21 protein-coding genes and 1 pseudogene are annotated in these 26,232 nt (G+C 43.0%); all 22 read left to right on the top strand.

Going from position 1 to position 26,232, the window contains the following annotated elements:
• Positions 1-222 precede the first annotated feature (222 nt).
• Complete coding sequence (locus ACJ28U_RS10545; protein WP_407619246.1) at positions 223-1,737, top strand: lipopolysaccharide biosynthesis protein; 1,515 nt, start codon at positions 223-225, stop codon at positions 1,735-1,737.
• 24 nt (positions 1,738-1,761) lie between these two features.
• Positions 1,762-2,676 carry a UDP-N-acetylmuramate dehydrogenase gene (gene murB, locus ACJ28U_RS10540; RefSeq protein WP_407619245.1) on the top strand — a complete coding sequence of 305 codons (915 nt, stop codon included), beginning with the start codon at positions 1,762-1,764 and terminating at the stop codon, positions 2,674-2,676.
• A 52-nt stretch (positions 2,677-2,728) separates the two neighbouring features.
• On the top strand, positions 2,729-3,784 hold the full coding sequence (locus ACJ28U_RS10535) for a polysaccharide pyruvyl transferase family protein (protein ID WP_407619244.1): 1,056 nt from the start codon (positions 2,729-2,731) through the stop codon (positions 3,782-3,784).
• A gap of 136 nt (positions 3,785-3,920) precedes the next feature.
• Positions 3,921-4,943, top strand: a complete 1,023-nt coding sequence (locus tag ACJ28U_RS10530) for a glycosyltransferase family 2 protein (RefSeq protein ID WP_407619243.1) — start codon at positions 3,921-3,923, stop codon at positions 4,941-4,943.
• Positions 4,901-5,353 (top strand): PssD/Cps14F family polysaccharide biosynthesis glycosyltransferase, encoded by a 453-nt coding sequence (pssD, locus tag ACJ28U_RS10525; RefSeq protein WP_407619242.1) that lies wholly within the window; start codon positions 4,901-4,903, stop codon positions 5,351-5,353. Before ACJ28U_RS10530 ends, pssD begins: the two co-directional genes overlap by 43 nt.
• Positions 5,353-5,835 carry a glycosyltransferase gene (locus tag ACJ28U_RS10520; protein WP_407619241.1) on the top strand — a complete coding sequence of 161 codons (483 nt, stop codon included), beginning with the start codon at positions 5,353-5,355 and terminating at the stop codon, positions 5,833-5,835. Before pssD ends, ACJ28U_RS10520 begins: the two co-directional genes overlap by 1 nt.
• Positions 5,832-6,143 (top strand): glycosyltransferase family 32 protein, encoded by a 312-nt coding sequence (locus ACJ28U_RS10515; RefSeq protein ID WP_407619240.1) that lies wholly within the window; start codon positions 5,832-5,834, stop codon positions 6,141-6,143. The genes ACJ28U_RS10520 and ACJ28U_RS10515 overlap by 4 nt, the downstream gene beginning before the upstream one ends.
• 428 nt (positions 6,144-6,571) lie before the next feature.
• Positions 6,572-7,978 carry a hypothetical protein gene (locus ACJ28U_RS10510; RefSeq protein ID WP_407619239.1) on the top strand — a complete coding sequence of 469 codons (1,407 nt, stop codon included), beginning with the start codon at positions 6,572-6,574 and terminating at the stop codon, positions 7,976-7,978.
• On the top strand, positions 7,965-8,651 hold the full coding sequence (locus ACJ28U_RS10505) for a YveK family protein (RefSeq protein ID WP_407619238.1): 687 nt from the start codon (positions 7,965-7,967) through the stop codon (positions 8,649-8,651). Before ACJ28U_RS10510 ends, ACJ28U_RS10505 begins: the two co-directional genes overlap by 14 nt.
• A 160-nt stretch (positions 8,652-8,811) precedes the next feature.
• On the top strand, positions 8,812-9,759 hold the full coding sequence (locus tag ACJ28U_RS10500) for a glycosyltransferase family 2 protein (protein WP_407619237.1): 948 nt from the start codon (positions 8,812-8,814) through the stop codon (positions 9,757-9,759).
• 157 nt (positions 9,760-9,916) lie between these two features.
• Entirely contained in the window at positions 9,917-13,090 is a 3,174-nt protein-coding gene (locus ACJ28U_RS10495) for a SpaA isopeptide-forming pilin-related protein (protein ID WP_407619236.1), read from the top strand.
• A 185-nt stretch (positions 13,091-13,275) separates the two neighbouring features.
• Complete coding sequence (locus tag ACJ28U_RS10490) at positions 13,276-14,328, top strand: polysaccharide pyruvyl transferase family protein (RefSeq protein ID WP_407619235.1); 1,053 nt, start codon at positions 13,276-13,278, stop codon at positions 14,326-14,328.
• Positions 14,329-14,330: 2 nt separating this feature from the next.
• Positions 14,331-15,725 carry a lipopolysaccharide biosynthesis protein gene (locus tag ACJ28U_RS10485; protein ID WP_407619234.1) on the top strand — a complete coding sequence of 465 codons (1,395 nt, stop codon included), beginning with the start codon at positions 14,331-14,333 and terminating at the stop codon, positions 15,723-15,725.
• Between the two features lie 50 nt (positions 15,726-15,775).
• Positions 15,776-16,498: a DUF4811 domain-containing protein gene (locus ACJ28U_RS10480; RefSeq protein WP_407619233.1), complete on the top strand. Its 723-nt coding sequence runs from the start codon at positions 15,776-15,778 to the stop codon at positions 16,496-16,498.
• A gap of 99 nt (positions 16,499-16,597) precedes the next feature.
• Entirely contained in the window at positions 16,598-19,132 is a 2,535-nt protein-coding gene (locus tag ACJ28U_RS10475) for a SpaA isopeptide-forming pilin-related protein (protein WP_407619232.1), read from the top strand.
• Between the two features lie 51 nt (positions 19,133-19,183).
• Positions 19,184-19,591, top strand: a complete 408-nt coding sequence (locus ACJ28U_RS10470) for a DUF697 domain-containing protein (protein ID WP_407619231.1) — start codon at positions 19,184-19,186, stop codon at positions 19,589-19,591.
• A 117-nt stretch (positions 19,592-19,708) separates the two neighbouring features.
• A complete protein-coding gene (locus ACJ28U_RS10465) occupies positions 19,709-21,751 on the top strand; it encodes a SpaA isopeptide-forming pilin-related protein (RefSeq protein ID WP_407619230.1) in 2,043 nt (680 codons plus the stop codon).
• 17 nt (positions 21,752-21,768) lie between these two features.
• Positions 21,769-22,650: a class C sortase gene (locus ACJ28U_RS10460; RefSeq protein ID WP_407619229.1), complete on the top strand. Its 882-nt coding sequence runs from the start codon at positions 21,769-21,771 to the stop codon at positions 22,648-22,650.
• A gap of 126 nt (positions 22,651-22,776) precedes the next feature.
• Positions 22,777-23,061 (top strand): hypothetical protein, encoded by a 285-nt coding sequence (locus tag ACJ28U_RS10455; RefSeq protein ID WP_407619228.1) that lies wholly within the window; start codon positions 22,777-22,779, stop codon positions 23,059-23,061.
• On the top strand, positions 23,058-23,354 hold the full coding sequence (locus tag ACJ28U_RS10450) for a hypothetical protein (protein WP_407619227.1): 297 nt from the start codon (positions 23,058-23,060) through the stop codon (positions 23,352-23,354). Before ACJ28U_RS10455 ends, ACJ28U_RS10450 begins: the two co-directional genes overlap by 4 nt.
• 74 nt (positions 23,355-23,428) lie before the next feature.
• Entirely contained in the window at positions 23,429-25,324 is a 1,896-nt protein-coding gene (locus ACJ28U_RS10445) for a M13 family metallopeptidase (RefSeq protein ID WP_407619226.1), read from the top strand.
• A gap of 608 nt (positions 25,325-25,932) precedes the next feature.
• Positions 25,933-26,232, top strand: a pseudogene (locus ACJ28U_RS10440) (bifunctional acetaldehyde-CoA/alcohol dehydrogenase); the annotation flags it as partial.

Raw genomic sequence — 26,232 nt, 5'->3', positions numbered from 1 at the left:
TACTAAGGCTGATTTCGATCGGCTGCGGTAATTAAAGACCGCTACTAATTCTGTATAGAGTTAGTAGCGGTCTTTTTTGTTCAAAAGATAGGTTCGATAGTGCTTAAATCCTATTTTATGAAAAGTTAAATTTCACGGTTCGTTCGAATAATTCACAAATAAAATAAAAACGAGCTTGATATGCTTGTTATATATTTGAAAGGTTCAGAGAAGGAGAGAGAAATGCAAAAAAAAATAGGGGCATTGTTAGCCTATATAAATGTATTTGTTCAAAATGGTGTATATCTGTTGTATACACCATTGCTTCTTCGTTTTTTAGGTGAGTCAGCATACGGATTGTTTCAGTTAACCAGTCAAGCTGTAAATACGTTGACTATTCTTTCGATGGGATTCGCCAGTGCATACGTCAGGTTTTATTGGTTGCAAAAAAACAAGTCTAACTATGACGTGAACCTATTAAATGGGGTGTACATATTATTTTTTGGGGTGATTAGTATTGTTACACTATGTATCGGCGCATTGATGTCTAATAATGCGGAATCACTGTTTAGTAGTAGTTTTACAAGCGATGATATTATGATAGCGAAAAAGCTCATACTTGTAATGACTGTTAATGTCGCGATCGGATTTATTTCGTCCGTGTTTAATTCATATATCATAGCTAATGAGAAGTTTATTTTCCAACAAATCAGGGTGTTGTTAGCAACTTTATTACAACCAATATTGGCGTTTATTCTTTTAAATTTAAAGTTTGGAATATTATCTATAGCGTTGATACAACTGTTCTTAACGATAGTATTGCTTGTTATGAGTATTCATTATGCTATTTGGCGAATTGAGATGAGATTTTCATTTGGGAAGAAACAGTTTGTACTTGCTAAAGGAATATTCTCGTTTGCTAGTTTTATTTTGATTAACCAAATTGTAGATCTTGTGAATAATAATGTGCCTGGGATGATTGTTGGGAAATATCTGACAGCAACTGATGTAGCAATTTATGCAGTTGTTATTCAAATTAGAAGTTTATTTTTTCAATTATCCTTAGCTATGTCAAATATATTTGTACCTCAAGTGAATAAAATGGTTCTGAATAGAGACGAGGATGAATTAACATCCTTAATGGCTTCGGTGGGGAGGATACAGTTATCCATTCTATTATTTGTATTGGGCGGATTTATAGTATTGGGACAATCGTTCATAACTATGTGGGCGGGATCAGGATTTAACATTTCGTACTGGATGATAATTGTGATGGTTATTCCAGTTCTTGTGCCCCTTTCACAAAATATTGGTATTGAGATTCAACGGGCTATGAATTTACATAAAGTTCGATCTTTTTCGTTGGGTATTCTTGCTGTTATGAATATATTGATAACAGTGCTGTGTGTTAGGTATTTTGGTGTGTTTGGTTCAGTGATGGGTTACATATTTAGTATTGTTGTCGGAAATGGAATTATTATGAATGTATATAATCACAAAGTTGTTAGATTGAATATGAAGGTATATTGGTGTCGTGTTATACCATTAGTATTGGTTCCGGTTATTCCTGTATTGGCGGGAGTTGTGGCATCAAGGATTTTTGATACGGGTAAAATTCTTTCATTTGTTGGTGTAGGAATTTTATATTCGGCCATTTTTGGGGTTTTGTGGGTTAAAAAAGCAGCAAATGAACAAGAAAGAGAAATGATTAGCCGCTTTATAAGTAAAATGAAGTTTAGAAAAAGACTTATTGGCTAATAAGTAATGAGTGGAGAAAATATAATGACGATTAAATTTCGTGAAAATGTTAACTTGTCAAAGTATACAAATACTAAAACTGGAGGGTGGGTTAACAATATGTACTATCCTAAAGATTTAGATCAATTGAAAAGTTTGATAGCTGATTTAAAAGATAAAAAAATAGATTTTGAAGTTTTAGGAGATATGACAAATGTAGCAATTGCCGGCGGGAATTTAAATTTCGATGTTGTGAATATGTCGGAATTTGGCATATCTGAACCGACCGTGGAGAACGGCAGAGAGGTAGTTGTTGGTGCTGGATATAAGATGAAAAATCTTGCATATTGGGCACACGGTAAGAGGTACTCGGGCCTCTCTTGGATGGAAGGAATTCCGGGTACTGTTGGTGCAGGAATCTTTATGAATGCAGGTTTTTTGGCAAACCAGGATATACAGGCATGTTTAATTGAAGTTACAGTGCTGAATCTGGAAACTATGGAAGTGGAGATTTATAAAAATACTGATTTGAAGTTTAGGTATCGATATTCCGCTCTTCAGGATATGAATATAGTAGTTTTAGAAGGACGATTTTTAGTTAAACCTATGTCAAACTCTATAAAAGGTATGGCACAGTATTTTAAACAAGGTGCTCTCTTGAGGAAATATCACAAGCGGCGTGCAAAAAATCAACCGTTAGAATTGCCATCGGCTGGAACAACTTTTGTTCCGCCAACGCCATGGCACGTTGGCGGTTTAATGAGAGAACTAAATATGGTTGGATTAACCATAGGTGGGGCGCAAATTTCTACGAAGTCTCCAGGATTTATTGTTGGTGTGGCTGATATGACTGGGGAAGATTATCGCAATCTTGTGCTTCATATTCAACGTGAGGTTGAAAAGGCATATGAATTGAATCTGATTCCAGAAGTGCGCCTTCTTGGTTTTGATAGAGACTGATTGTTGAAATGCTACATTCATGTAGTTAGTTCTGTAGAGTGGGGAAAAGCATATGAAATTAGGAATAGTTACCTTAGGTGGTTACTGGAATTACGGGAATCGATTACAAAATCTAGCTTTAAAACATGTTTTGGAGACAAAGTTCGGATGTGAGTGTGTCACCGTTAAGCATTGGCAACATAGTGAAGAGCGGAATTATAAACAACGTTTGAAAAAAATAATATTATTCATTAAAAATAGATCAGAATTTATTGCAAAAAGCGAACGAACTAGAAACTTTAAAAAGTTTTCATCGATCTATTTAAATGAGCAGAAGAAAATAAGTGATTTAGAGGGTGTAATTGTTGGTTCTGATCAGGTGTGGAATCCAACGTGGCTGAGCCTTAAACAATTTCAATATTTTATGTTGAAAAATTTTCAAAATGTAAAAAAGATTTCGTATGCGGCAAGCATCGGTATAAATAGCATGCCAGAAGGTTACGAAAAAATTTTGAGACAGGAGTTACCAAATTTTAAGGCTGTTTCTGTTCGAGAAAACTCGGCATCAGAATTAGTTGATCAAATAGTAGGGATTAAACCACAAGTTGTTTTAGATCCAACAATGTTATTGACGAGTGAAGAGTGGAAAAACTTATTGGACTTGGATATAAAACACAAACAAACTGTTTTCAAATATGTTTTAGGACAAAATTCTCAAAACTTAGATGATTTTATTGATGAATTAGCCACTGCAAAAGGACTTGAAATCTTGGAGTATCATAGTTTGGATAAAGACAGTATCGGAATTTATTCAAATAATCCAATCCAGTTTGTAGAAGATATTGCGTCGGCATCTGTGGTTGTTACCGATTCGTTTCATGCGGCGGTATTTTCTATTATTTTTGGGGTGCCTTTTGTCATTGCTGATCGGATTGATTCGATTAAAATGTCATCTAGAATTGATACGTTATTGGATTCTGCAGGGATTTCGGCGAGAAGGTTCTCTGAAATCGAAAATCAAGATGCTGTTTTTAATGTTGATTTCTCACACGTGGAAACAAACCTTAAAGATAAGAAAAATAAGTCTTTGGAATTTTTACGAAGTAATTTATCAATGGCTTCAGTATAAAAATCGAAAAGGGCGTTGTAATTTCACGCCCTTTTTTGCTTGGTCAAAAAATACTCATATATTGCTCGTAATATAAGCGACAATATTAGCTATTCTTGTTAATAGAAGAGAATATGAAGAATTGCGAGGAGAATTTATGAGTAATGTTACCATCATTATGCCAGCTTATAATGTTTCAGATTATATTGAAACAGCAATTAAATCGGTATTAAAGCAAACGTTAACTGATTGGGAATTGATCATTATTGATGATGGGTCAACAGATGATACATTGCCAATAGTTCAACAATTTATTCAGCAAGACAGTCGTATTCAATATGTTTTTCAAGAAAATTCAGGACAGCATGCTGCAAGATTAACGGGATTGAGATTAGCTTCGGCAGATTTTATAACATTTTTAGATGCTGATGACTGGGTAAGTCCAAAGTGGCTGGAAATAGGTGTTAGAGAATTAAATGATGTTGACATGGTAAATGTAGGGATAGAGTATGTTTACGGATATGAAATGCCAAAGGAAATTCAAGATAAAAAATCCAAAATTTTACGTGGCAGTGATGTGTTGTGTGAATGGGTGCTAGAGAGAGACATAAATGGCTATTTGTGTACAAAGTTTATCAAAAAAGCATTGATGATGCCTTTATTAAAAATGTCCGAAACTCCAAAATTTAACTATTTAGAAGATGTATGGACTATTGATAGGTTTATAGATAATGTCAATTCTGTTGCGGTTGTAGAAGAACCTCTTTACTACTATTTACAAAGAAAGAATTCAACAGTTCACTCGGAGATGCCGATTGAAAAGAAAAAGTATGCATATCAATTGGTTGAACATTTAATGGGGCGATATATTGGGGAGTCATATCTAGGCAACTGCGTGATGTATAGACTACGCAGGACGTATATGAAAATGCTCAGCTCTATGACAATTTCCGAGATACATAATGAAAAAACATATTTATTAAATATTTTGGAGTTATTGAAGTCTGAAGATGACGGCTTCGATGATATGCATATGTTTGATCGATTAGTTTGGAAGATTTGTGAATTAAAGCTTTTAACTTTGGCGATGATTATCCGTAACGGATTGGTATTTTTGAAAAATGGGGAGGTAACAAAATGGCTAAAATCGCATTGGTTGGTTCAAGTGGTGGACATCTAACACATCTCTGGATGTTAAAAGGTTTTTGGGAAAAACACGAGAGGGTTTGGGTTACATTTGATAAACCGGACGCACAAGGCTTGCTTGAAAATGAGCATTGGATTGGGGCGTATTTTCCTACAAACAGAAATGTTGCTAACCTTATTAAAAACACGTTTTTAGCATTTAAAGTGCTCATTAAAGAAAAGCCAGACGTCATTATTTCATCAGGTGCTGCCCTAGCTATTCCTTTTTTTTATCTAGGAAAATTGTTAGGGAAAAAGACTATTTATATTGAGGTGTATGATCGATTTGACAAACCAACTATAACGGGTAAGACTGTATACCCAGTAACTGATCGGTTTATAGTCCAGTGGGAGGAAATGAAAGAGATTTATCCGAAAGCCGAATGCTACGGAGGAGTTTTTTAATGATATTTGTGACCGTTGGTACGCATGAGCAACCATTTAACCGTCTGATTAAAGAAATTGAAAGACTGTTAGAAAATGAAGAAATCAAGCAAGAGGTAATCATCCAAAGTGGGTATTCAAATTTCAGGACAACATATTGTGTTGAACGGCATTTTATGGATTACCACGAAATGAATAGATTGATGACAGAAGCTGATGTGGTAATAACTCATGGCGGGCCTGCTACGTTTTTGAATGCATTCCGCCTTGGGAAGCAACCAGTTATTGTTCCACGTAAGGTAGAGTTTGGTGAACACGTGAATAATCATCAAAGTGATTTTATTACGAGGTTATCGAAGGTTAGAAGTGACCTTATAGTAGTGGATGATATCAGTGATTTGATTGATGGAATACGAGAAGTTGACAATGGAAAAACTGGCGAAAATTCTAATAATTCTGTATTCATTTCAAAATTTTCTAAGATGTTTGAGGGTATAGTATGATTCCAAATATTATCCACTACGTATGGCTTGGACCGAGTGATAAGTCTGAGAAAGTAGTGCGTACAGTAGCAGAATGGCAAAGTAGAATGCCTGGTTGGAAATTTATTGAATGGAATGATCAACGTATTAAAGAAGAAGGTATATCGTCTGAGTTTATGATTCAAGCGTTGGCCCATGGGGCTTGGGCTTTTGCATCAGATTACGTTCGGTTATATGCACTACATAAATACGGTGGTGTGTATTTAGATACTGATGTTGAGGTTATTAGGCCACTTGATAATCTTCTCAAAGAAAAAGCTTTTGTTTGAGAAGAGTCCGCAGATACAGTATGTACGGCAGTCATTGGTAGTGAACCAGGATTGGAATGGAGTGCCAGTGCGATAGATACATATAATGGTCGTGTATTTAAACAAGAATCTGGCATGGTGGATATGACACCTAATTCTACGATACTTTTCAATCTTTTTCATACATCAAGTGAAGTTACCGTGCTACCGGAACATTACTTTTCACCCATTAATTTTAATACTCGAAAAAGCAATATACAAAAAGATACATATGCAATTCATCACTTTTCAGGGACATGGAAGAGTAACAAAAGTTTAATGAAGGATAAATTGGTTACAAGATTAAGTTTGATCTTCGGTGAAGAACCGATTCTGATCTTAAAAAGATATGCTAAGCGGTTGCTGGAGAATAGAGGGTGAAGAAAGAGTGAAGAAAGAGAGTATGAGCGATGACGATACAAGACATGAAATGGCCAGTAGAATATATTAAATCGCTTGTGTTGATGTTATGTGCATTTTGCCTATCAGCTCTTATAGGTGTACCGTTATTAGCAATGATAGTTACGGCTGTTTTTGCATATTTAATGGTTTTTAGTGATATCGACAGGAGTTGGATACCAGTTAGTGTAGTTCTGCTGTTGATGGTACAGAACCTGATTATTGGTTTTTTTGGTCATATGAGTGGGCAATTTGATCAATTAACATTATTGACGCAAATACCGTTTGTATATTTGTTTCTACTGTTTTGCTTGTTCTTAGTGATTGGGGAGATAAGATTTTCAATCGTTACTTTCATGGTGCTCTTACTAGTTATCTGTATATTAATGTCATCCCTGCGAGGATCCACGCTATCTGAGATGATATATCAAACTAGAAATATGATTACGGCATACTTGGCTTTTGAGGTTGGAAGAACATGTTTGAAAGAAAGAAGCCAGTTAATCACTTTTGCAAAAAATATGGTTGCAATGGGCTTAATTATGTTTGTGTCAGGCATAACGTTTTTAATTGGAAAATTCCCATTGTACAAGGTGTTCGGTATTGAAAATGTTTATTTTGCTAAGGGAACATTGAATGAGGGGGTGTATGAATTACCCCCTAGATTTACAACTGAAGTATTTAATATTCCAATCACGAGAATGGGGTCTTTGTACTATGAGCCAGTAACAGTTAGTTATTTTTTTGCAGCATGTATTCTGTGTGCAGTTTTTGTGAAATGGACAAATTCACGGATTTTACGTGCAAGTGTAACAATAATTTTAGTTATAGGGCTTCTTTTGTCAGGAGGGAAAGGAGGCATGCTAACGTTGGGTATCATGATTGTGGCGTTTATTCTGTGCTTAATATTAAATTTTTTACCAGGAATTAATTTTAAGCTGGGATTTTGGATATCCGTCGCTGCAATGATGGCGGGCGTTACTTTGTTTTCAGAATTTTATAGTATTAATTATGCGGGACCTGCAAAGGCACATTTTGACACGATTCGCGAGACAACAGAGACCATTGCACTGAACCCGATGGGATATGGATTGGGTGTGGGTGGATTCAATGGTGGAAATAGTCACACGTACACCGAGAGTGGTGGAGAGTCAGCGCTTATGGCGGTAGGGTACCAAATTGGCGTGCAAGGAGTGATTTCTTTTGCTTTGGTATTTATAACTATGTCGATGAAATTATTGTCAAGATCTCTTTTGGTTGGAAAAAGATATGTGATGATGTCTTGCTTCATACCAGTAGCTATTCTGGGAGTGTCGATATTTCAATTAAATACGTTAACCCCTCAGGGGTGTGTGCCATTGTTTTTACTAGCAACAGCGTTATATGGTAAAGATTTAGGGGAGAATGATGAAAAATAATGAATATTCAATATTAGACTTGTTTAAAGTTATTACAAAGAATTGGTTAATTTTAATTTTGGTTCCAATTATTGTAATGATTGTGGGATTTTTTTGTATCAAGCAATTCGAAAATACGAATGTGACCTATAAGTCACAAGCTCAGATGCTGATTACGTCAAAAGAGACAAAGCTAAATAGCAAGGCGTCTGATGTCACGAATCCAACAGGAACAATACGAGCGGATCGAGCGGAACAGCAAATGTTTCTTGTCGAATTATCAGAAACATTGAAAGATTTAACAACTAGTGATGTTTTGCTTTCGAATGTTGCCCAGAGTATCTATAAGGTAGAACAGAATTCTAAAAACACTAGAAATAATATTGTTCCATCTTTGATGAGCAAGGTTAAATTTAATCAAGAAAAGGAATCGTATATGTTTACGATAACCGGCGTTGGTTCAACGGGAGAAGATGCAGCGGAACTTGCAAATACTGTGTCCAAAGCATTGATTGCAAAGTCAGAGCAATATTGGGGAGTGGATACGCTTAAGGTTATATCTAGAGCAGTACCGGGTAATGCACCTGAAAGAATGTCAACATTGATGGCACTTGTGATTCCGTTTGTAGCGGGATTAATTTTAACGATTGCCGGAGTGTTTATGAGGGATAGTAAGTTACGAACGAAAGAATAGTTGATTATTGAGTTTTAAGGAATCGTGTTTTCAAGTCATTTGGAAGCACGATTTTATTTTGCATTAAAAATAAGCGCATGACTACATCATAAGATGTTCAAAGATATTGTCTAAAATTAAGAATGCGTTCCTGCGTCTATCAAATGGGAGAGAAAGAGTTATGAGAAATGATGATTTAAAATTTTCAATAATTTTGGCAGTGTATAATGCTGAATATTTTATAGAAAGAACTATTCAATCCTTTATTAGTTGCGGATTTAGACATTCAGAAATGATTATCATTGATGATGGATCAACTGACAGGACGTTGCAAATTTGTAGGAAATATCAGTACAGTGACCAAATTCGTGTGATTAAACAGTCACATCATGGGCTTGGGTATTCTAGAAATGCTGGGATAGATTTGGCTTATGGAGAATACATATTGTTTTTAGACGGGGATGATACGCTAAATAATAGTATTTTTTATAGGCTTTCTAATAATTTAAATGGACATGACGTTGTGTACTTCAATTGGAAGAAATTAAAGGGTGATGTTGTATCGCTAGTCAACGGAATTGATGCTAAGAAAACCATAGCTGTGTGGAATAAATGTTATAAACGGTCATTTATTCTTGAAAATGGATTAAAATTTCCGGAAAACTCGAAATTTGAGGATGTTGGATACTCTTTGAGGGCTTTGATGTTATCAGATAGTAATGGATATATAGATGGTGATGCATTGTACAACTATAGTGTTCGTTTTGATAGTGCGTCCCATGCGTCTGCAAGTCCCAGAGATAGATTAGAAGTTCTACATAATTTAGAGAAACTTAAGTGTGAATTTTTAGGAGTTGTTACGGATAAAGAAAATTTGAATCTTATAGATCAATACATTTATGACTGTTGGCGTTTTCAGTTTAGAGGATTATTAGTACACTTTAATGATGAAGCCCAATACGTAGCCAAATTATACGTTAAGTTTTTGGAAAGTTATCGTTCAAATCAAAAAAACTCATTTATAAAGCGCTATATGGACGTTGTTAAATATAAGTCTATTTTTACGATTATTAGCTTTTTGAATAATGAACTTTTAATTGTAAAACGAATCTGTAAAGCATTTGTGTAATTGATTGTAGAAATGTCAACGATTAATAATCACAACTAGTTACATAACAGTGCTAACTTTGTTGGAAATTCAAACACTTTTACAAGGCATAATAAACTCCGTAACAACTGTACCCCTAAGGAGTAGGTGGTACTAGACATTATGGAGGAAATTTTCTATGGCAAAATGGAAAAGCGCAGCGCTGATCACGACACTTGTGTTGCCGTTGGCGGTTTCAGCTGGTGGAGAGGGTGTCGCAATGGCATCTCAAGCTCGTCCTGACGAGACAACCATCAAGATTCACAAGCAAATTCGTTATGATGACACGATTAGTGGTTTGGCGGATGATGAGAAGTATTTTGCTTGGAATCACGGATCAGATGAGGATGGACAACACTACTTCTGGGGTGATGGTACTGAAGCGAATAAGGACACACTTACTAGTGATGGTAAAACAGTTTCTTCAAATAACCCATTTGATTGGACTAATTATACTAAGGCCAGTGGTAAGGACGAATACACTGTCGATTACACACCGACAGATGATTTTGCAGGACAAAGCAAGATTACATGGAAAGATCTTTGGTCAGACCTACCAGGCGTTCACTTTATTGGTATTCAATTGCCAGATAATGTGATGACAATCGACGATGACGGTGAGCCACAAATCATTGCTAAGGATGCAAAGGATAACGCAGGTGTTGCCTTTACAACTGCGACTGGTGAGACTATTTACTGGCAAGACATCCTGAAGGCGCAATTGGGCGTACAACACTCTGATGCAGCTAATCCATCACACGAGACGCCAAAGCACAACTTCAACTCAAAGACTGGTACTGACAAGTACGGTATGAAGCACGAAGTTAACCACAGTGCTTCTGACTTTGAAGTGGAGTTCCAACAACTTGGGGCTGCTAAGGATTTGACAGAAGCGCAAATCCGTCAAGCGTTGGTCGCTAACTACACGGACACGGATGAAACAGATCCTGTCTTTGGCGGTAAGGGTGAGGCCGTGACTGATGAGAATGGTGTGTTGTCATTCAACAACATCACCAACGGTAACTGGTTGTTCATGGAAGATTTGCAAGATTCAACACCAGGTTTGGCTGAGATGGTGACGCAACACGCAGCACCAATTTTCTTGGCCACACCATACTTGCAACCAAATGCCGAAGTTGATACTGACGGCAATGGTACAAACAAGGGCGATAAGACATGGTTCGACAACTCTGATGCGAATGCCATGCACATCTACGCCAAGAACTATGCGGCTCACGGTGATTTGACGATTGAAAAGTTGGATGATGACACCGGTAAGGCATTGTCTGGTGTGCAATTCGCGATGCTGGAATTGACGGACGAACAATTGACGGCCTTGCAAGAGCAAATCGATGCTGGTTTGTTGTCAAAGTCAGTGACGGACATCAAGGCTTACTTGAAGACGTTGGGCACTGAAGATGAGACGTTGTTCTATGGTACAACTGGTAACAAGGGAACGGTTAAGTTCAGCAACTTGACGCCAGGTAAGACGTACTACGCTTTGGAAATCTCAACACCAACTGGTTACATGGTTAACCCAACGTTGCAAAAGGTTTCTCTTAACAGCGTAAACGACACGCAAGTTGATCCAACGGTTGGTGGTGACGATACGACTGTGCAAGCACAAGGTGGAACGTACACGGTTCGCAACGATGATAGCATTGCCTTAGATAAGGACATCAACGTGCAGAACCCGGTGACGGTTGATAACTTGGGTGTAAATGGTTACGACGAAGATGGTAACCCTAACTACATTGACAAGGCGACGAATAACCCATACTACGATGATGACACGCTTTGGGGTGTTTCACGTGGTAAGGCCTTCTCATACACGGTCGATGCTGAATTGAACAAGAACATTGGTTCATACAGCAAGTTCAACTTGGTGGACTCAGTGCCATACCAAGTGAACGCCAACTCATGGACGATGTACGTGCAAATTGATGGCGTTGTGACACCGTTGTTGCAAGCCGTTGATACGCAAGGTAACGCTAACGAGCACAGTACTGATGACGGTATCTCAAACGAGTCTGTTTCGTACGACTCAGATAACGGTGAAGGTGTGAGTTACAAGTTTGCTGAAGGTGCCGAAGACTTCGCCAAGTCACTTGGTTACACGGGCGCCTTTGGTAAGGATGCAGCTGCCCTTAAAGCCCAAACAGAATTCGTTGCTGCCAACTTGTTGCACATGTACGGGCAATCAGGTAATTACCAATTCGATTCAGATTACCGTTCAGTGCAGTCAGGTGAGAATGGTACGATGAACCTGGATTTCAAGACGGACTTGTTGAAGGGCTTGGGCGAATTGATCAAGGATGACACAACTGGTCACACATCAGTTGTCTTCAAGATTAATGCTCAAACAAACTCAGCTGCGCAAGCTGATACTGACTTGGATGGTACGGATAAGTCAATCAACAACAAGGTGACGTTGAACTACAACCCTTATCCAAACCCAACACGTATGCCTGACCCAACACCATTGACTGATGAGGCCAAGACACACGCTGCTGGTTGGGATATCCAAAAGGTTGATGAAAACGGTAACCCATTGGCTGGTGCCGGCTTCGACCTTGGTCGTCGTGTCAACAAGAACAACGTTGAAAACGTGATTTCACAATTGTTGACGACTGACAACAATGGTAACGTGATGAATGAGACGTCATTGATTAAGGCCGCGGATAAGTTGAAGCTTGCCCAAGATGGCACGCCTGCAGATAAGGTTGCTGCTGCAACAACTTACTTCAACGGTCAAGCACAACAATTGCGTGATGCCGTAGCGGCTGGTCAAGAACCATTCGTTTGGTTCGTCCACTTGGAGGCACCAACTGCTGAAACGCAACACGGTAACTTGCAACCAATCTTTGATGTGATGCCATCAGACATGCAAATGGGTGACATCTACTGGACGACTGAGCAAGCATTGGCGACGACCCACATGTCAGGTGACGATGGTTACCTCCAATACTGTGGTTTGGCCGACAGCCGTTACGTGTTGACTGAGTCAATCGTGCCAGATGGTTACAACAAGATGGACGACCAAAAGTTCACGTTGGCTGGTGATGAAGGTTCATGGTACTTGCAAGATACGTCAAAGTTGTTGGAGTACCCATTGATGAATGGTGATGCTTCTGACAACAAGATTACGGGTACGAACGAAGATGGGTCAATGTCAGGTGAGTACTTGGAAGTTGAAAACCAAAAGCAATCAAAGTCAATCTTCCCAATCACGGGTGGTGTTGGTATCTTGGGTGCTTTGGCCGCTGGTTTGACGGTCATGGGATCAGCAATCTTCAACCACCGTCGTCACTAATAAGATTAATACATTAACCATACCGGTCGTGGAACTGGTATAAACATATCTAAAATTTGATAATCTTATGCTTAGCGAGCGGTTCTGGAAACAGGACTGCTCGCTTTTTGTTCATAATTCGTCCACAGTTTAGGTGCGCTTACTTGGCACACTAAAGTAAGTGCATTTTAGGTAGGGAGAGACTGATGATCGAAAAACTAAAAGACTGGTTAAAAAGTCACACGTTATGGCGCTGGGCGATTCGCCCAACATTGCGCGTGCAACTGGAACAATTAAACACAGCTAAGCCAACGGTGTTTTATCTCGGGTTACCGGAACACGGTAACTTAGGGGATCAGGCGATTGCCAAAGCCACTGAAATTTATCTACAAGAACAGTTACCACAGCACCAAGTTGTACGGATTCCGAATGACGCCGTGCTACCATGTGTTCCCTTGTTGAAGCGGATTATGCAACCAAATCACTTAATTGTGATGCACGGTGGTGGCAATCTCGGCGATTTGTGGCCAGGCGCCGAAAGTGTCCGCCGTGCAGTAGTGAAACGCTTGAAAAAATGGCCAATTATTCAGCTACCACAATCGGTATTCTTTATTGATAAGCAAGAACATACGTTATCGAAGAAGTGCTATGATGACGCAGACCGCTTGGTACTAGTCGCTCGTGAGGAACAAGCCCACAGTGCGATGCAACAAGCCTTTACGTGCCCGTCGATGCTTGTGCCAGACATGGTGTTTACGTTGAGCGGCCGATTAAAAGAGTTGCCAATTCAACGTGAAGGGGTGATGGTGCTTTTCCGTCACGATGTGGAAAAGCTGTATAACGACAATGTCCGCGATGGTGTGATTGAGCAACTCGGTGATTTGTTTGACCGGGTGACGGTGACGGATACCGTGTTGCCAACCGGTGTGCCATTGGACCAACGCGATGACGTCTTGATTCGCTTCTGGCGTCAGATGGCGAAGCACGAATTGGTCGTGACGGACCGCCTACACGGCATGATTTTTGGCCTAATTACGCAAACACCAACTGTCGCGTTATTGAATAACAACGGCAAAATTATTTCGACGTTTGAAACGTGGTTACAGTCTGTGCCATGGATTAAAGTCTGGGCACCAACGGATGGACCAATCGAAGTGGCGATTGTGGATGTGATGCGCGCACCGGTCGCACCAGTCGATTTTTCACGCCAGTTCCGGCCGCTTAATTTCTACTTGGCGAACTTTCGTAAGGGAGAGTAGTGATGGCTGAACGTGCACGTGAATTAATCCGTAACACGGGGGTCTTTGCGATTGGCTCATTATCGACGAAACTGTTGAGTTTATTGATGGTGCCGTTGTACACGACGGTGTTATCAACCGCTGATTATGGTACTGTCGATGTGATTGGCACATTTACCGGCCTGTTAGCCCCGTTGGTAACGTTGAGTGTCTACGACGCGGTCTTTCGCTGGGCGTTAGATGACGCAAACGATGCCAGCACTGCGTTTTCCAATGCGTTAGTTGTATGGGCAAGTAGCATGCTGATTTTCTCAAGTGTCTGCGTTGGCCTGGCAGCCCTGGGTGTGGCGCATATTGGCTACTTTTGGTTTATGGTGGTATTGGGGAGCCTGGGTGCGATTTGTAGCAGCCTAGTTCGTGGCTTAGGGTACGTCAAACTATTCACGGTCGCTGGCATTGTTAGCAGTGTTGTGTTTATGACGTTGAATTTGGTGTTCTTACTGCAATTAGAACTGGGGTTAACCGGGTATTTGTTGGCGAGCGCCATCTCAGCAGCGATAAGTTTACTGGTTGTTGCACTGGGAGCACGGATTTGGCAATACTGGCAAGCTACCGTTGTACAACCGGCCTGCATGCAACAATTATTGGTCTACAGCTTACCGTTGGTACCGAATGCGTTGTCATGGTGGGGCGTTGCGAGTGCGAACCGGGTCGTCTTGCTGACCTTTGCAGGCGTTGCGGCCAATGGATTATACGCGGTGGCCAATAAGCTACCATCGTTAATCAATTTGGTGTACGGGGCCTTTTTGCAATCTTGGCAAATGGCCGCGGTAAAGTCGTATGACGATCAGGATGCTGGTGATTATTACACGAAGACGTTTGATATCGTCGCGCGCTTGCAGTTGTTGATGGTCATGGCGTTGCTGTGTGTTACGCAGTTTGTCTTTGCAACCTGGATTGCGCCGACGTATTGGCAAGCCTGGCAGGCAGTGCCGGGGTTATTATTAACGGTCGTCTACACCAATATGTCGGCAATGGTCGGGGCAACTTACTTAGCCGCTAAACGAACACGCGGCTTATTCTTAACGACGGTGTATGGTGCCGTAATCAGTATTGGCCTGAGCGTGGTCACCGTGCCGTTCTTGGGGATTGTCGGCGCAAGTTTAGCCAGTTGGGTTGGTTTCGCAGCGGTGCTAGGGATTCGCTTGTATGAAACCCGGCGCTTCGTCGGCATTCGCGTGACTTGGTCGGCGATGTTGAAATATCACCTGGTAATCGGTCTACAAATTGGCCTGATGTGTCTGCTACCGGCTGGCTGGTTGCAGGGCGCCTGCTTAAGTTTACTGATGGTGGGCTTAATTTGGTCCGATTGGCCGTATTATCAACGCTTATTCGTCACCCTAACTAACAAAAGATAGGGACGGTTTGTTATACTTGAATTAACGCGTTAATTTGAAGGAGAAGCCGTATGATTGTCTTATTTGTTTTGGGAATTGTGTTATTAGCTTACGCTGCCATTAAAGGGGTCACGCGCCATGAAGTGCGTTGGCCAGCTTTGGTAGTGGGGTTAATTTTGACTGTTTTGATGGGGCTTGGTTTACAACGCGCCCAAGAACGTCACTTTTTGATGGCCAAGGTGCCGGTTGAAAAGACGCAAAAGATTGCCCCAGCGTTGACAATTAACGGCATTAAGTTGATTACGACGCAAAAGGCGAGTGATGGTGAGCTTCGTTATACCTACACGTTGGGTAAGAAGAGCTACCAAACGGTCACTCAAAATGCGAAGACAATCGTTAAGACGGCGGACAAGCAAGCAACGTTGAAGACAGAAGTGATGACGTACCAAGCAACATCTGGTTGGCGTCGCTTCATGTTGCTAGGTCAAGAAACTTTTGAAAAGGGTGCTGCAACGTATACGTTGTCAGTGCCAAAGGATTGGTACTTTGTGACGACGAGCCAAGCCAAGACTTTGCAAAATATGGTCAAGGATTCAAAGGCGGGTATTGCTAAGGAAGTGGCAGCTGAAGTCAAGCAACAATTTGCGGATAAGGCCAAGGATGATAAAAACTTCATCAAGAACAAGGACGCCCAAGCCAAGTTACAAGCTCAAATTGTAACGGACGTGACGAACAAGGCGAACCAAACCCTTGATCAAGCCATGCTAGAGAAAATTCAAAGCTGGCACAATTAAGACATAAAATACTAGAAGTTCCTAAACGTCCCCGCGACAGTTTGGGAACTTTTTTTTGCGACACTTTATAGTGAATAAAACTATAGGGGGACGCAGACTATGGCGAAATGGCGCAATATGGCGTTGATTTGTACAATCGCAATGCCATTGGTAATGGGCAGTGGCACAGCACACGCGGCTGAGCATAATAGTGATGTGGCTGAAACGGATGTCACGTTGCATAAATACATCACAACAAACACAGTTTTATCGGGTAATGATTATTATTGGGGTAACGGGACAACGGGGTTGAACAACCCGTTTACCGCTGAAAATTCAGAGTGGTCAAAGGCCGGTAAGGGGTATGAATTTACCGCCTACAAGTTAGCGAATGGCGTAATCAAATTGGCAACCGATGGGACCGTGACGATTTCTACTGAGCGGGTGCCGGAATTGGGCTTGGCATGGTCAGACTTGCTGACGGTGCGCTCTGGTGAAACAGCCGCTTATAAGGAAGCGACGAATCCATCGACTGATGTGAGCGACAATATTGTTGAATTAAAGAGTGGGGTTACGGAGCAACAAGTGGCCGACTTGCAACAATACTTGGCCAAGACATCCAGTGATCGCCAAACAGTGACGACCAATAATGATGGTGATGCCACGTTTGATGATTTGGCTAATGGCCAGTGGATTGTGTTTGAAACCGGTGCACCAGACGCGGTTTCAACGTTAGCGCAACCGATGATTTTAAACTTGCCAATGAAGAATGCGGCTGCCGATACGGCGCAAGGCACGTGGTTCGATGGCAGTGGCGATTACAATGTGAACTTGTATCCTAAAGACTTCATGCCAAGTACCGAAGAACCAACCATCGATAAGATGATCAACACACTGCAAAATGTTGGTGTGGATGAGTTGACGGCTAAGTGGGATGACGCCAAGGGCCACCCAGTTTATGGTGGTAATGTGGTGTCTGATGACGGCGCAGCAGTGAAGAGCGCGGTGACGTTCCTAGAAAATGACAACATGTATGGGGTGTCGCGTGGTAAGTCATACAACTACACCTTGGATATGCAACTGCCAAAATCAATCGACAAGTTTTCATCATACGGGTTTGTTGACACGATTCCATATGAAGTAACGGTTAACTCATGGACCATGTATGCCCAAATTGATGGGCAATTGACGGCATTACTACAGGCCGTTGACCCGAATGGAAACGACAGCAAGAGTTCAAGTGACGGTTTGTCACAACCTAAGGGTGATTATGATTCAGAACGAATCGTGACACCTGACGGTAAGGAAGCCGACGTGAACTTTAAGTTTGCGGAAGTCCGTGGTGACAATGGTAAAACGGCTGCCACGATGTTTGGTTATACCGGTGAGTTAGGTAAGAGCAAGACGGCGATTGCTGAACAAACCGCCTATATTGCCACGCACTTGTTGCGTATGCAAGGATACACGGCGACGTACCAATTCAACGGTGACGTCACAACAGATGCTGGTCAGTATGGGGCGAACCGTGCCATTATCGATGCGGACACAGGTGAAATGCAGATTACAACCAAGGAATTGTTCCGTGATAAGTTGGCTGCTTGGGCACCGTTGCAAGATGATACGACGGGTCACACCTCAATCGTCTTTAAGTTGAACACGCAAACCAATTCAGCGGCGCAAGCGAACACGGGCGACAACAAGATCGATAATAAGGTCCAAATGTTGTTTGATAATGGCGCAACGAACCAAGATACGGCTGCTAATCAAGCTGCCTTGCGTGATTCGTCATACACGACGGCCGTGGGTTGGGAATTCCACAAGACGGACAAGTATGGCAACCCATTGCGTGGGGCTGGTTTCGATATGGGACGTTTGGTAACGCCGCAGAATATCGAAAACGTGATTTCGCAGTTGTTGAGTGAAGATAATAATGGTAATCCAATTAACGACACGAGCTACTTAGAGATGTTCGAGCATTTGAAGGATAGTCCTGAATATGTGGATGAGTTCAGCAAGTCTGATTACACGACGGACGCTGCTAAAATTGCCGCGATTAAGGAATACTTGGACGGCCAAGCGGCTGATTTGCGTAAGCGCGTGGCGGAATACGATGCCCAACCAGATAGTGAGAAGTCAAAGTACGAAGTCTACGTTTGGTTTATTCACTTGGACAATGCCGCTCACGGAGCGAAGCAACCAATTGTGACTGACATGACCTCAAGTATGGAAATGGGTGATATCTACTGGGTGACGAATAATGCCTTGGCTACAACACACAAGTCAGGTCGTGATGGCTACCTCCAATACTGTGGTGTGGCGGATGGTCGTTACTTATTTCGTGAGTCAATTGCGCCTGATGGGTATAAGCAAATGGCGGACGTGAAGTTTACGTTGTCGAGTGGGCCCGATTCGGTTTACCAACCAACGGCTGAATTCCCAGATTTGAAGGATGCCAAGGGCGTGTCATTGGGGACGGACTCACAGATTACCGGTTTGGTTGAGAACTTGGATGGGCATTACGTGCACATTAAGAACTACGCCAAGGGCATGTGGCCAGTCAGTGGTGGCATCGGGGCATTGGTTGTCTTTGCCCTGGGTGGGGTGCTGATGACCAGTGCCTACCTCAAGCGTCGATTTGACCGACGAAACGATTAGCCAAATGGCACGGTGACTTTCTTGTATAATGGGGACAAGGAGGTGACGTGTATGACACCAAAGGATAAAGCGAAGAACATCATTCACAGCGCTTCGGCCGCTGCGGGTAGTGTGGCGTTATCACCAATTCCCTTTACGGATGCGGCCTTGTTAGTACCGATTCAGGTGGGGATGATTACGTCGTTATTTAAGGCGTATGATCAAAAAATGATGCAGGGGGCCATTCGTGGTGCCGTGTGGGCAGTCGCCGCAACCTCGTTTGGTCGCGGTGTTGTCGGAAATGCCTTTAAGTTCGTGCCTGGTTTAGGGACGGCCGCTGGGGCAACAATTTCGGCCACCACGGCGGTTGGCTTAACCGAAGTAATCGGCTGGGCAATTGTGAATGAACTAGAGACAGGTAACAAAGTCCAACCGGGCGATATTTTTGGCATCATTATGAATGCGGTAAAAAAGCGTTAATGGTTAACAGAATAGACAAAAAATGACGGCGGAAACGCCGTTTTTTTTTGCGAAAATTTCAGGGTGAGGACCACGTGGGGAGTTGTGGTCGGGGAAATGAATAAGGAGCCAAACAAAATGAAAAAAACACAATCATTGCTTTTGATTAGTACCTTAATTGCACCAATGATGCTCGGCACGTCGGGTGTGGCTGCCAAGTCAGCCGAAGCAAATCCGCCCAAGGAGACGCTGGTTCGCATCCATGCGGTGACGGACATGAACGCTACGCCGGTTGACCGTCGTGATCAACACGATTACTGGGGCAATGGTGGCATTCAGGACTTGAATAAGATCGTTGAAGACAACTCAAGCTGGGAGCCCACGGTTGGGGCGACATATGAAGCCTTCGCCTTACCAACTGGAACGGTGACGTATGAAGGTGAAGATATGAAACCAATCATCAACGATACGTTCCATGCCACAGTGGATGGCAAGGTGTGGCGCTGGACGGACATTCTGAAGCCGGTTCGGGCTGATGAGTTGGGGGCTGCTACGACGAACCTGATTAAAGAGGATGGTAATATTTCACCTTGGACCATCGAAATTGCGGGTGGCATGGACGTGCGTGAGGCTGTCTACGCCCTAACGGATTTGGATCCACGTACGCCACATCCGAAGGCCTTCAAGAATACTGATGCGCAGGGCCTAACGGAAATGTCATTGGCTAAGGGACAATGGGTGATTGCCGAAGATCTTGAAGCCAACATGAAGTCGACGGCATCGGTGCCCATGTTTATCGATATTCCGATGATTAAGCCAGATGCCAAGCAAGGTGGCGATGATTTCTGGTATGACAACACACAGGAAGACGCCTTGAACTTGTATGCCAAGCAATATGATCCCACGACGTTGAAGGTGAAGAAGACGGATAAAGAAACGGGTAAGGCCTTGGCTGGGGCCCAAGTCTTGGTAACGGATAACAGCCATGAAGAACAACTGAAGAAAGTCTTGCCAGAATTGTTGGCAGCCATTAAGAAGCAACCGAAAGATGCGGCCAAGTTGGTTGAGCAGTATGTACCAGAATTAAAGGCAGGTAATTATGCAATCCGTAAGACGAACAAGTCTGGCGAAGCCACGTTCTCAAGTGACAATGCTGGCGAACGGTTTATGACGCCAGGGCATACGTATGCCGTGGTGGAATTGGCAGCACCAACTGGTTACATTGTTGAACCGCAAATTCAAGACGTCGAATTGTCGATGGAAAAGAACCCTGCTGATAAGAGTTTGATTCAAGGACAAGGAAAAGCTGATTTCATTGATTACGATGAATTGCAGGTTGATAAGTCAGTAACGATTGGCGACAAGACGTATGGTGCCGGCGCTGAAGATGGCGGGGACACGGAACAAGGTGTCGCCAAGGGGACGACTTTCCAGTGGCACATCAATAGTGAGTTGAACCAAAACGTCGATACGTATAGTCAGTATGAATTGGTGGATACATTACCGTACCAAAATGATTGGCGTACGATGACGCTGAACCTGACGTATCAGGATGCGAGTGGTGCATTGAAGACGACATCCCTACTGCAAATGACGGCGAATGGGATGAACACAGGTGCGGGGACAACCTACACCACGAATCCTAATGGGGTGAATGGCATTACCTATAACGCAGCCACGGCCCCAACTGTCGCGGCGATTGGGGATGCGATGACGGCTGACGGCATTGAACTGTCAGGATCTGGCAGTCGTTATGCGATTAAAGATGGCAAGCTGGATGCCAGTCAATCAGTCGCCGATGGCACGATTATGTTGTCAGTGACGGAAACTGGTCGTAAGCAGTTGGCCACTAAGATGGCTGAGTTGTTAGCCAGCGGGGCAGCCAAGGATGGGACGTGGCAGTTGTCATGGAACCTAGATGTGGTGGCAAACCAAGGAACGCAACCAGGTGAGATGGTCAACAAGGTCGATTTGAACTACAAGACTGCGTTTGACCAAGATACTGACTCTGATACGGCTAAGACATTCGTGAAGGGATCGGGTACGCCAACGATTCACGATACGCCAACTAAGGGTGGTGGTGTCTTGCCATACACGGCCGGTGTGATGGGCATTGGCTTAACTATTCTAGGCTTGCTTGGTTTGGCACACTTGTTGAAGAAGCGACGGGCTGAAGATTAATTAACGAGGGAAGAGAAATGGCGAAAAAACCACGAAAGAAAATCAGTTTAACGACCGCTGTGTTGTTCATTGCTGGTTTGGCAATTTTTTCGTATCCGATTGTGGCACAAGCTTATGAAGCAATGCATCAGAGTGGGATTGTGCAGAACTATGAGCGCGAAACGACGGTGATGCCAAAGAAGGAAAAGAATGCGGTCCAGCAGGCGATTGATGCTGAAAATGCCAAAATCAAGGAAAAGGCGAAAGACACTGGCAATGATGCGGACGTCATTGCTGCGATGACGGAGCTGAACCAGAAAGATAGTTATGAAAATGGGGATAACAACACGCTCAAAAAGTTGGTTGGTAAGCCAATTGGGGTCATTTCGATTCCAAGGCTGGGCGGGTTACGTCTGCCAATTTTCAATAGCATCAAGGATAAGGCGATTAGTAACGGGGCCGGCTTGATTCCGGGGACTTCAATTCCACAGGCGAAGAAGGAAGGCTTACACTCAGTTATCACGAGTCACTCAGGTTTGCCGAACGCGAAGTTGTTTACCGATTTGAAAAAGCTAGAGCTGAAGGACAAGTTCTACATTGAAATTGCGGGCGGGAAGACGTTGACGTATCAAGTTGATAAGATTGATGTGATTAAACCGGAAAAACTGGAGACCTACTTCAAGTTGGATCAAACCAAGAACTACGTCACGTTGCTGACTTGTACGCCGACAGGGATTAACTCGCACCGTTTGCTAGTCCGGGGGCGCCAGATTCCAAGTGAAGCTGTACCGACCAATGTTGTGCGGGCTGAGTTCATGTGGCTGGGCGCGTTGATTGTGGCGGTGTCATCACTCGGTGGGTTCTTGTTGCGTAAGCGTATCATGTTGAAGAACGCGATGATGGCTGTGGTTAAGAAGTGATGTTTGTTGTGACGAAAAAATGATTGTGTTATAGTTGATTTACTGATTGGAGTGCCAGGTAACTGGCGCTCCTTTTGTGGTTTATAGGGGATGATTAACAGGGTTAGCAAAGAAGGGGTGACGGGGATGACGGAATATGTCACGAAGGAAGCGTTTGAAAAGTTTAAGGCGGAGGACTTTGCGCAAATACGGCAGGACTTAACGGTGCTAACGGTGAAAGTTGACACCTTAACAGCAGAAGTGGCTGCCCTGCCGACGACTAGTGACGTGAACGCGCTGATTCACGAAGCGTTCAAAGAAGCCCGGGGAACGGCAATTAGTCTCGGCGTGATGATCGCGGTCATCACAGGGACAATCATCGCGATTCTATCGTTTGTGTTATCCGTTTACGTGGGCGGTGGTTTACGATGACAGAATATGTAACCAAGGAGGCATTTGAAAAGTTCAAGGCAGAGGATTTTGCGCAAGTACGGCAGGACTTAACCGTACTGACAGTAAAAGTTGATAATTTAGATGATAAGTTGAATACGTTGTCAGCAGAAGTGGCGGTTTTACCAACGACTAGTGACGTGAAGGTGTTGATTCACGAAGCGTTCAAAGAAGCACGGGGGACCGCAATTAGTTTAGGTGTGATGATTGCGGTCATCACGGGGACGATTATTGCTATCCTATCGTTTGTATTTTCGGTTTACGTTGGCCATTAAAACTCACCATGTTCGGGCTTATTTCAAACAAAAGTGATAAAATGATGAGAAATAAACAGAACGAGGTACAACGCATGGCAACACGAATGCAAGATGATTTTTATGATGCGATTAACGAAGCGTGGGAAGCAGATGCGGTCATTCCAGCTGATAAATCACGAACGGGTGGTTTCAGTGACTTGGCGGATGACATCGAAGAATTGATGTTGGATACGACGGATGCCTGGCAAGCAGGTGAAAACGTGCCAACCGATGACATTTTGGCTAATTTTGTGAAGTACCACAAGTTGGCAGCGGATTTTGCAACCCGTGATGCGTTGGGTACTGACCCAGTGAAGCCATTGATTGCGCGCTACCAAGCATTTACGTCATTTGCTGATTTTGCGGCACACATCATTGAATTGGAAAAGGCGGGCTTGCCCAATGCTTTGCCAATTGGGGTAGCGCCAGACTTTAAGGATGCGCGCACGAATGTGTTGTGGGCCGATGCACTAGGCATTATTTTGCCCGATACAACCTACTATGCGCCTGATCACGAGCAAGGCAAGGAACTGTTGGCGAAATGGCGGGCCGCACAAGAAGATTTGTTGCCTAAGTTTGGCTTCAGTGCTGATGAAATCAAGGATTTGTTGGATAAGTACTTGGCTTTCGATGCCCGCATAGCTAAGGTTGTGTTGAGTCAAGAAGAATCAGCTGAATACGCCAAGTTGTACCACCCTTACAAGTGGTCTGACTTCACAGCTTTGACGCCAGCTTTGCCATTGGATGAGATTTTGACAGCCATGACGGGTACCACACCCGAGATGGTCGTCGTACCGGAAGAACGTTTCTGGGCAGCGTCTGATCAATTCTTCTCTGAAGAAGCATGGCCTTTGTTGCAAGCAACGTTGATTGTGGGTATTGCAAACGCCTTTACGAGTTACTTGTCAGATGAGGTCCGAGTGCTAGGTGGGGCTTATGGCCGGGCCTTGTCAGGAACGCCGGAAGCGATGAACCAACGTAAGGCCGCTTATTACTTGGCAGCTGGTCCATATACACAAGCGCTTGGTTTGTGGTATGCCGGTGAAAAGTTCCCCGAAGCGGCCAAGACCGATGTGGAGCAAAAGGTTGCCACGATGATCGATGTGTACAAGGAGCGCTTGCAAACCGCTGACTGGTTGCAACCAGCTACGCGTGAAAAGGCGATTGCTAAATTGGACGCCATTGTGCCACACATCGGCTACCCCGAAAAGTTGCCTGATCGCTACAAGGACAAGATTGTTGATGATGGGGCGACGTTGTTTGAGACGGCGGAAAAGTTCCGCGCCCAAGGGGTGGCCTACCAATGGTCAAAGTGGAATCAACCGGTTGACCGTGATGAGTGGCACATGCCAGCACACATGGTGAATGCCTACTACGATCCACAACAAAACCAAATTGTGTTCCCAGCGGCGATTTTGCAAGCGCCATTCTATAGCTTGGATCAATCATCATCTGCGAACTACGGTGGTATTGGGGCCGTTATTGCTCACGAGATTTCACACGCCTTTGATACGAATGGGGCATCATTCGATGAAAATGGTAGTTTGAACGACTGGTGGACAGAAGAGGACTACGCCGCCTTCAAGTCACGTACTCAAAAGGTGATTGATGAGTTCGATGGTTTGGATTCATATGGGGCTAAGGTGAATGGTAAGCTGACGGTCTCAGAAAACGTGGCCGATCTTGGTGGTGTCGCTGCGGCTTTGGCAGCAGCGAAGCGCGATGCTGATTTCTCAGCAACGGACTTCTTTGAGAGCTGGGCAACCATCTGGCGTCAAAAGGCACGCCCTGAGATTATGCAATTGTTGGCCGCTTCAGATGTACACGGACCAGCAAAGTTCCGTGTGAATGTGACGGTATCTAATTTTGATGATTTCTACACGACATTCGATGTGCAACCATCTGATAAGATGTACCGCGCGCCTGAAGATCGCGTGATGATTTGGTAATCAATGGCTAATAAATTAAGGTCTGCATTGGAATTTTCCGACGCAGACCTTATTTTTTATGAATTTTTCTTTTTCGAAGCGGTCGATGGGAGGCGACAGCGATGTAGGCGCCGACCAATGACAAAAGGCCAAAAGAAAAACCACGTACACTCTGCAAAGTAACCGTGGTCAATCTTTAATGTTCAATTAAAGTGCGACTTCGCGGTGCTCCGCCACAAATCTAGTATATAACAGACCGAATGTGTTTGCCACCAGGCAGATCGCATTCGGTTTTTCTTTATACATTACAGTGTAGTTTTTTAGAAAGTGATTAGTTGAATTGTTCACAAAACCGGATTTTCCTTACTTAAAAATATGAAAACGCGTTCAAGGAATAGATTGTTTGCCCATTTTTTCACGAATTTACATAAAAGGGTTGCGCTTAATTTGTTTTATGTGATATTATTCACGTGTAGAAAAAATCAGTTCGAAAGGTTGGTATTAACGCATGTTTGGTAAAGATAATGAATTTTGGCAAATGGTGTTGACAACTCTTTGTGAAATGATATACTAATTATGTTAATAAATGAGCAAACGAAAATTTGAAAGATTATTTAAAGGTAAAAATCATGGCTGATGCACCTAAGAAGAAAGTTTTAACGGCAGAAGAAAAGGCAGCACGTTTCGAAGCTGCTAAGAAGATGACGTCAGAGTTGGTCGACAAGTCTGAAATCGCTTTGAAGGAATTCTCAACGTACACACAAGCACAAGTTGATAAGATCGTGGCCGCAATGGCTTTGGCTGGTTCAGAAAACTCATTGTTGTTGGCCCACGAAGCGCACGATGAAACTGGTCGTGGGGTTGTCGAAGACAAGGACACGAAGAATCGCTTCGCCTCAGAATCTGTTTACAACGCCATCAAGAACGAC

Source organism: Weissella sp. MSCH1, assembly GCF_045799135.1.
Lineage (GTDB): Bacteria > Bacillota > Bacilli > Lactobacillales > Lactobacillaceae > Weissella.
Note: the sequence above shows the minus strand (reverse complement) of the source record. Positions and strands in the feature narration are given on the sequence as shown.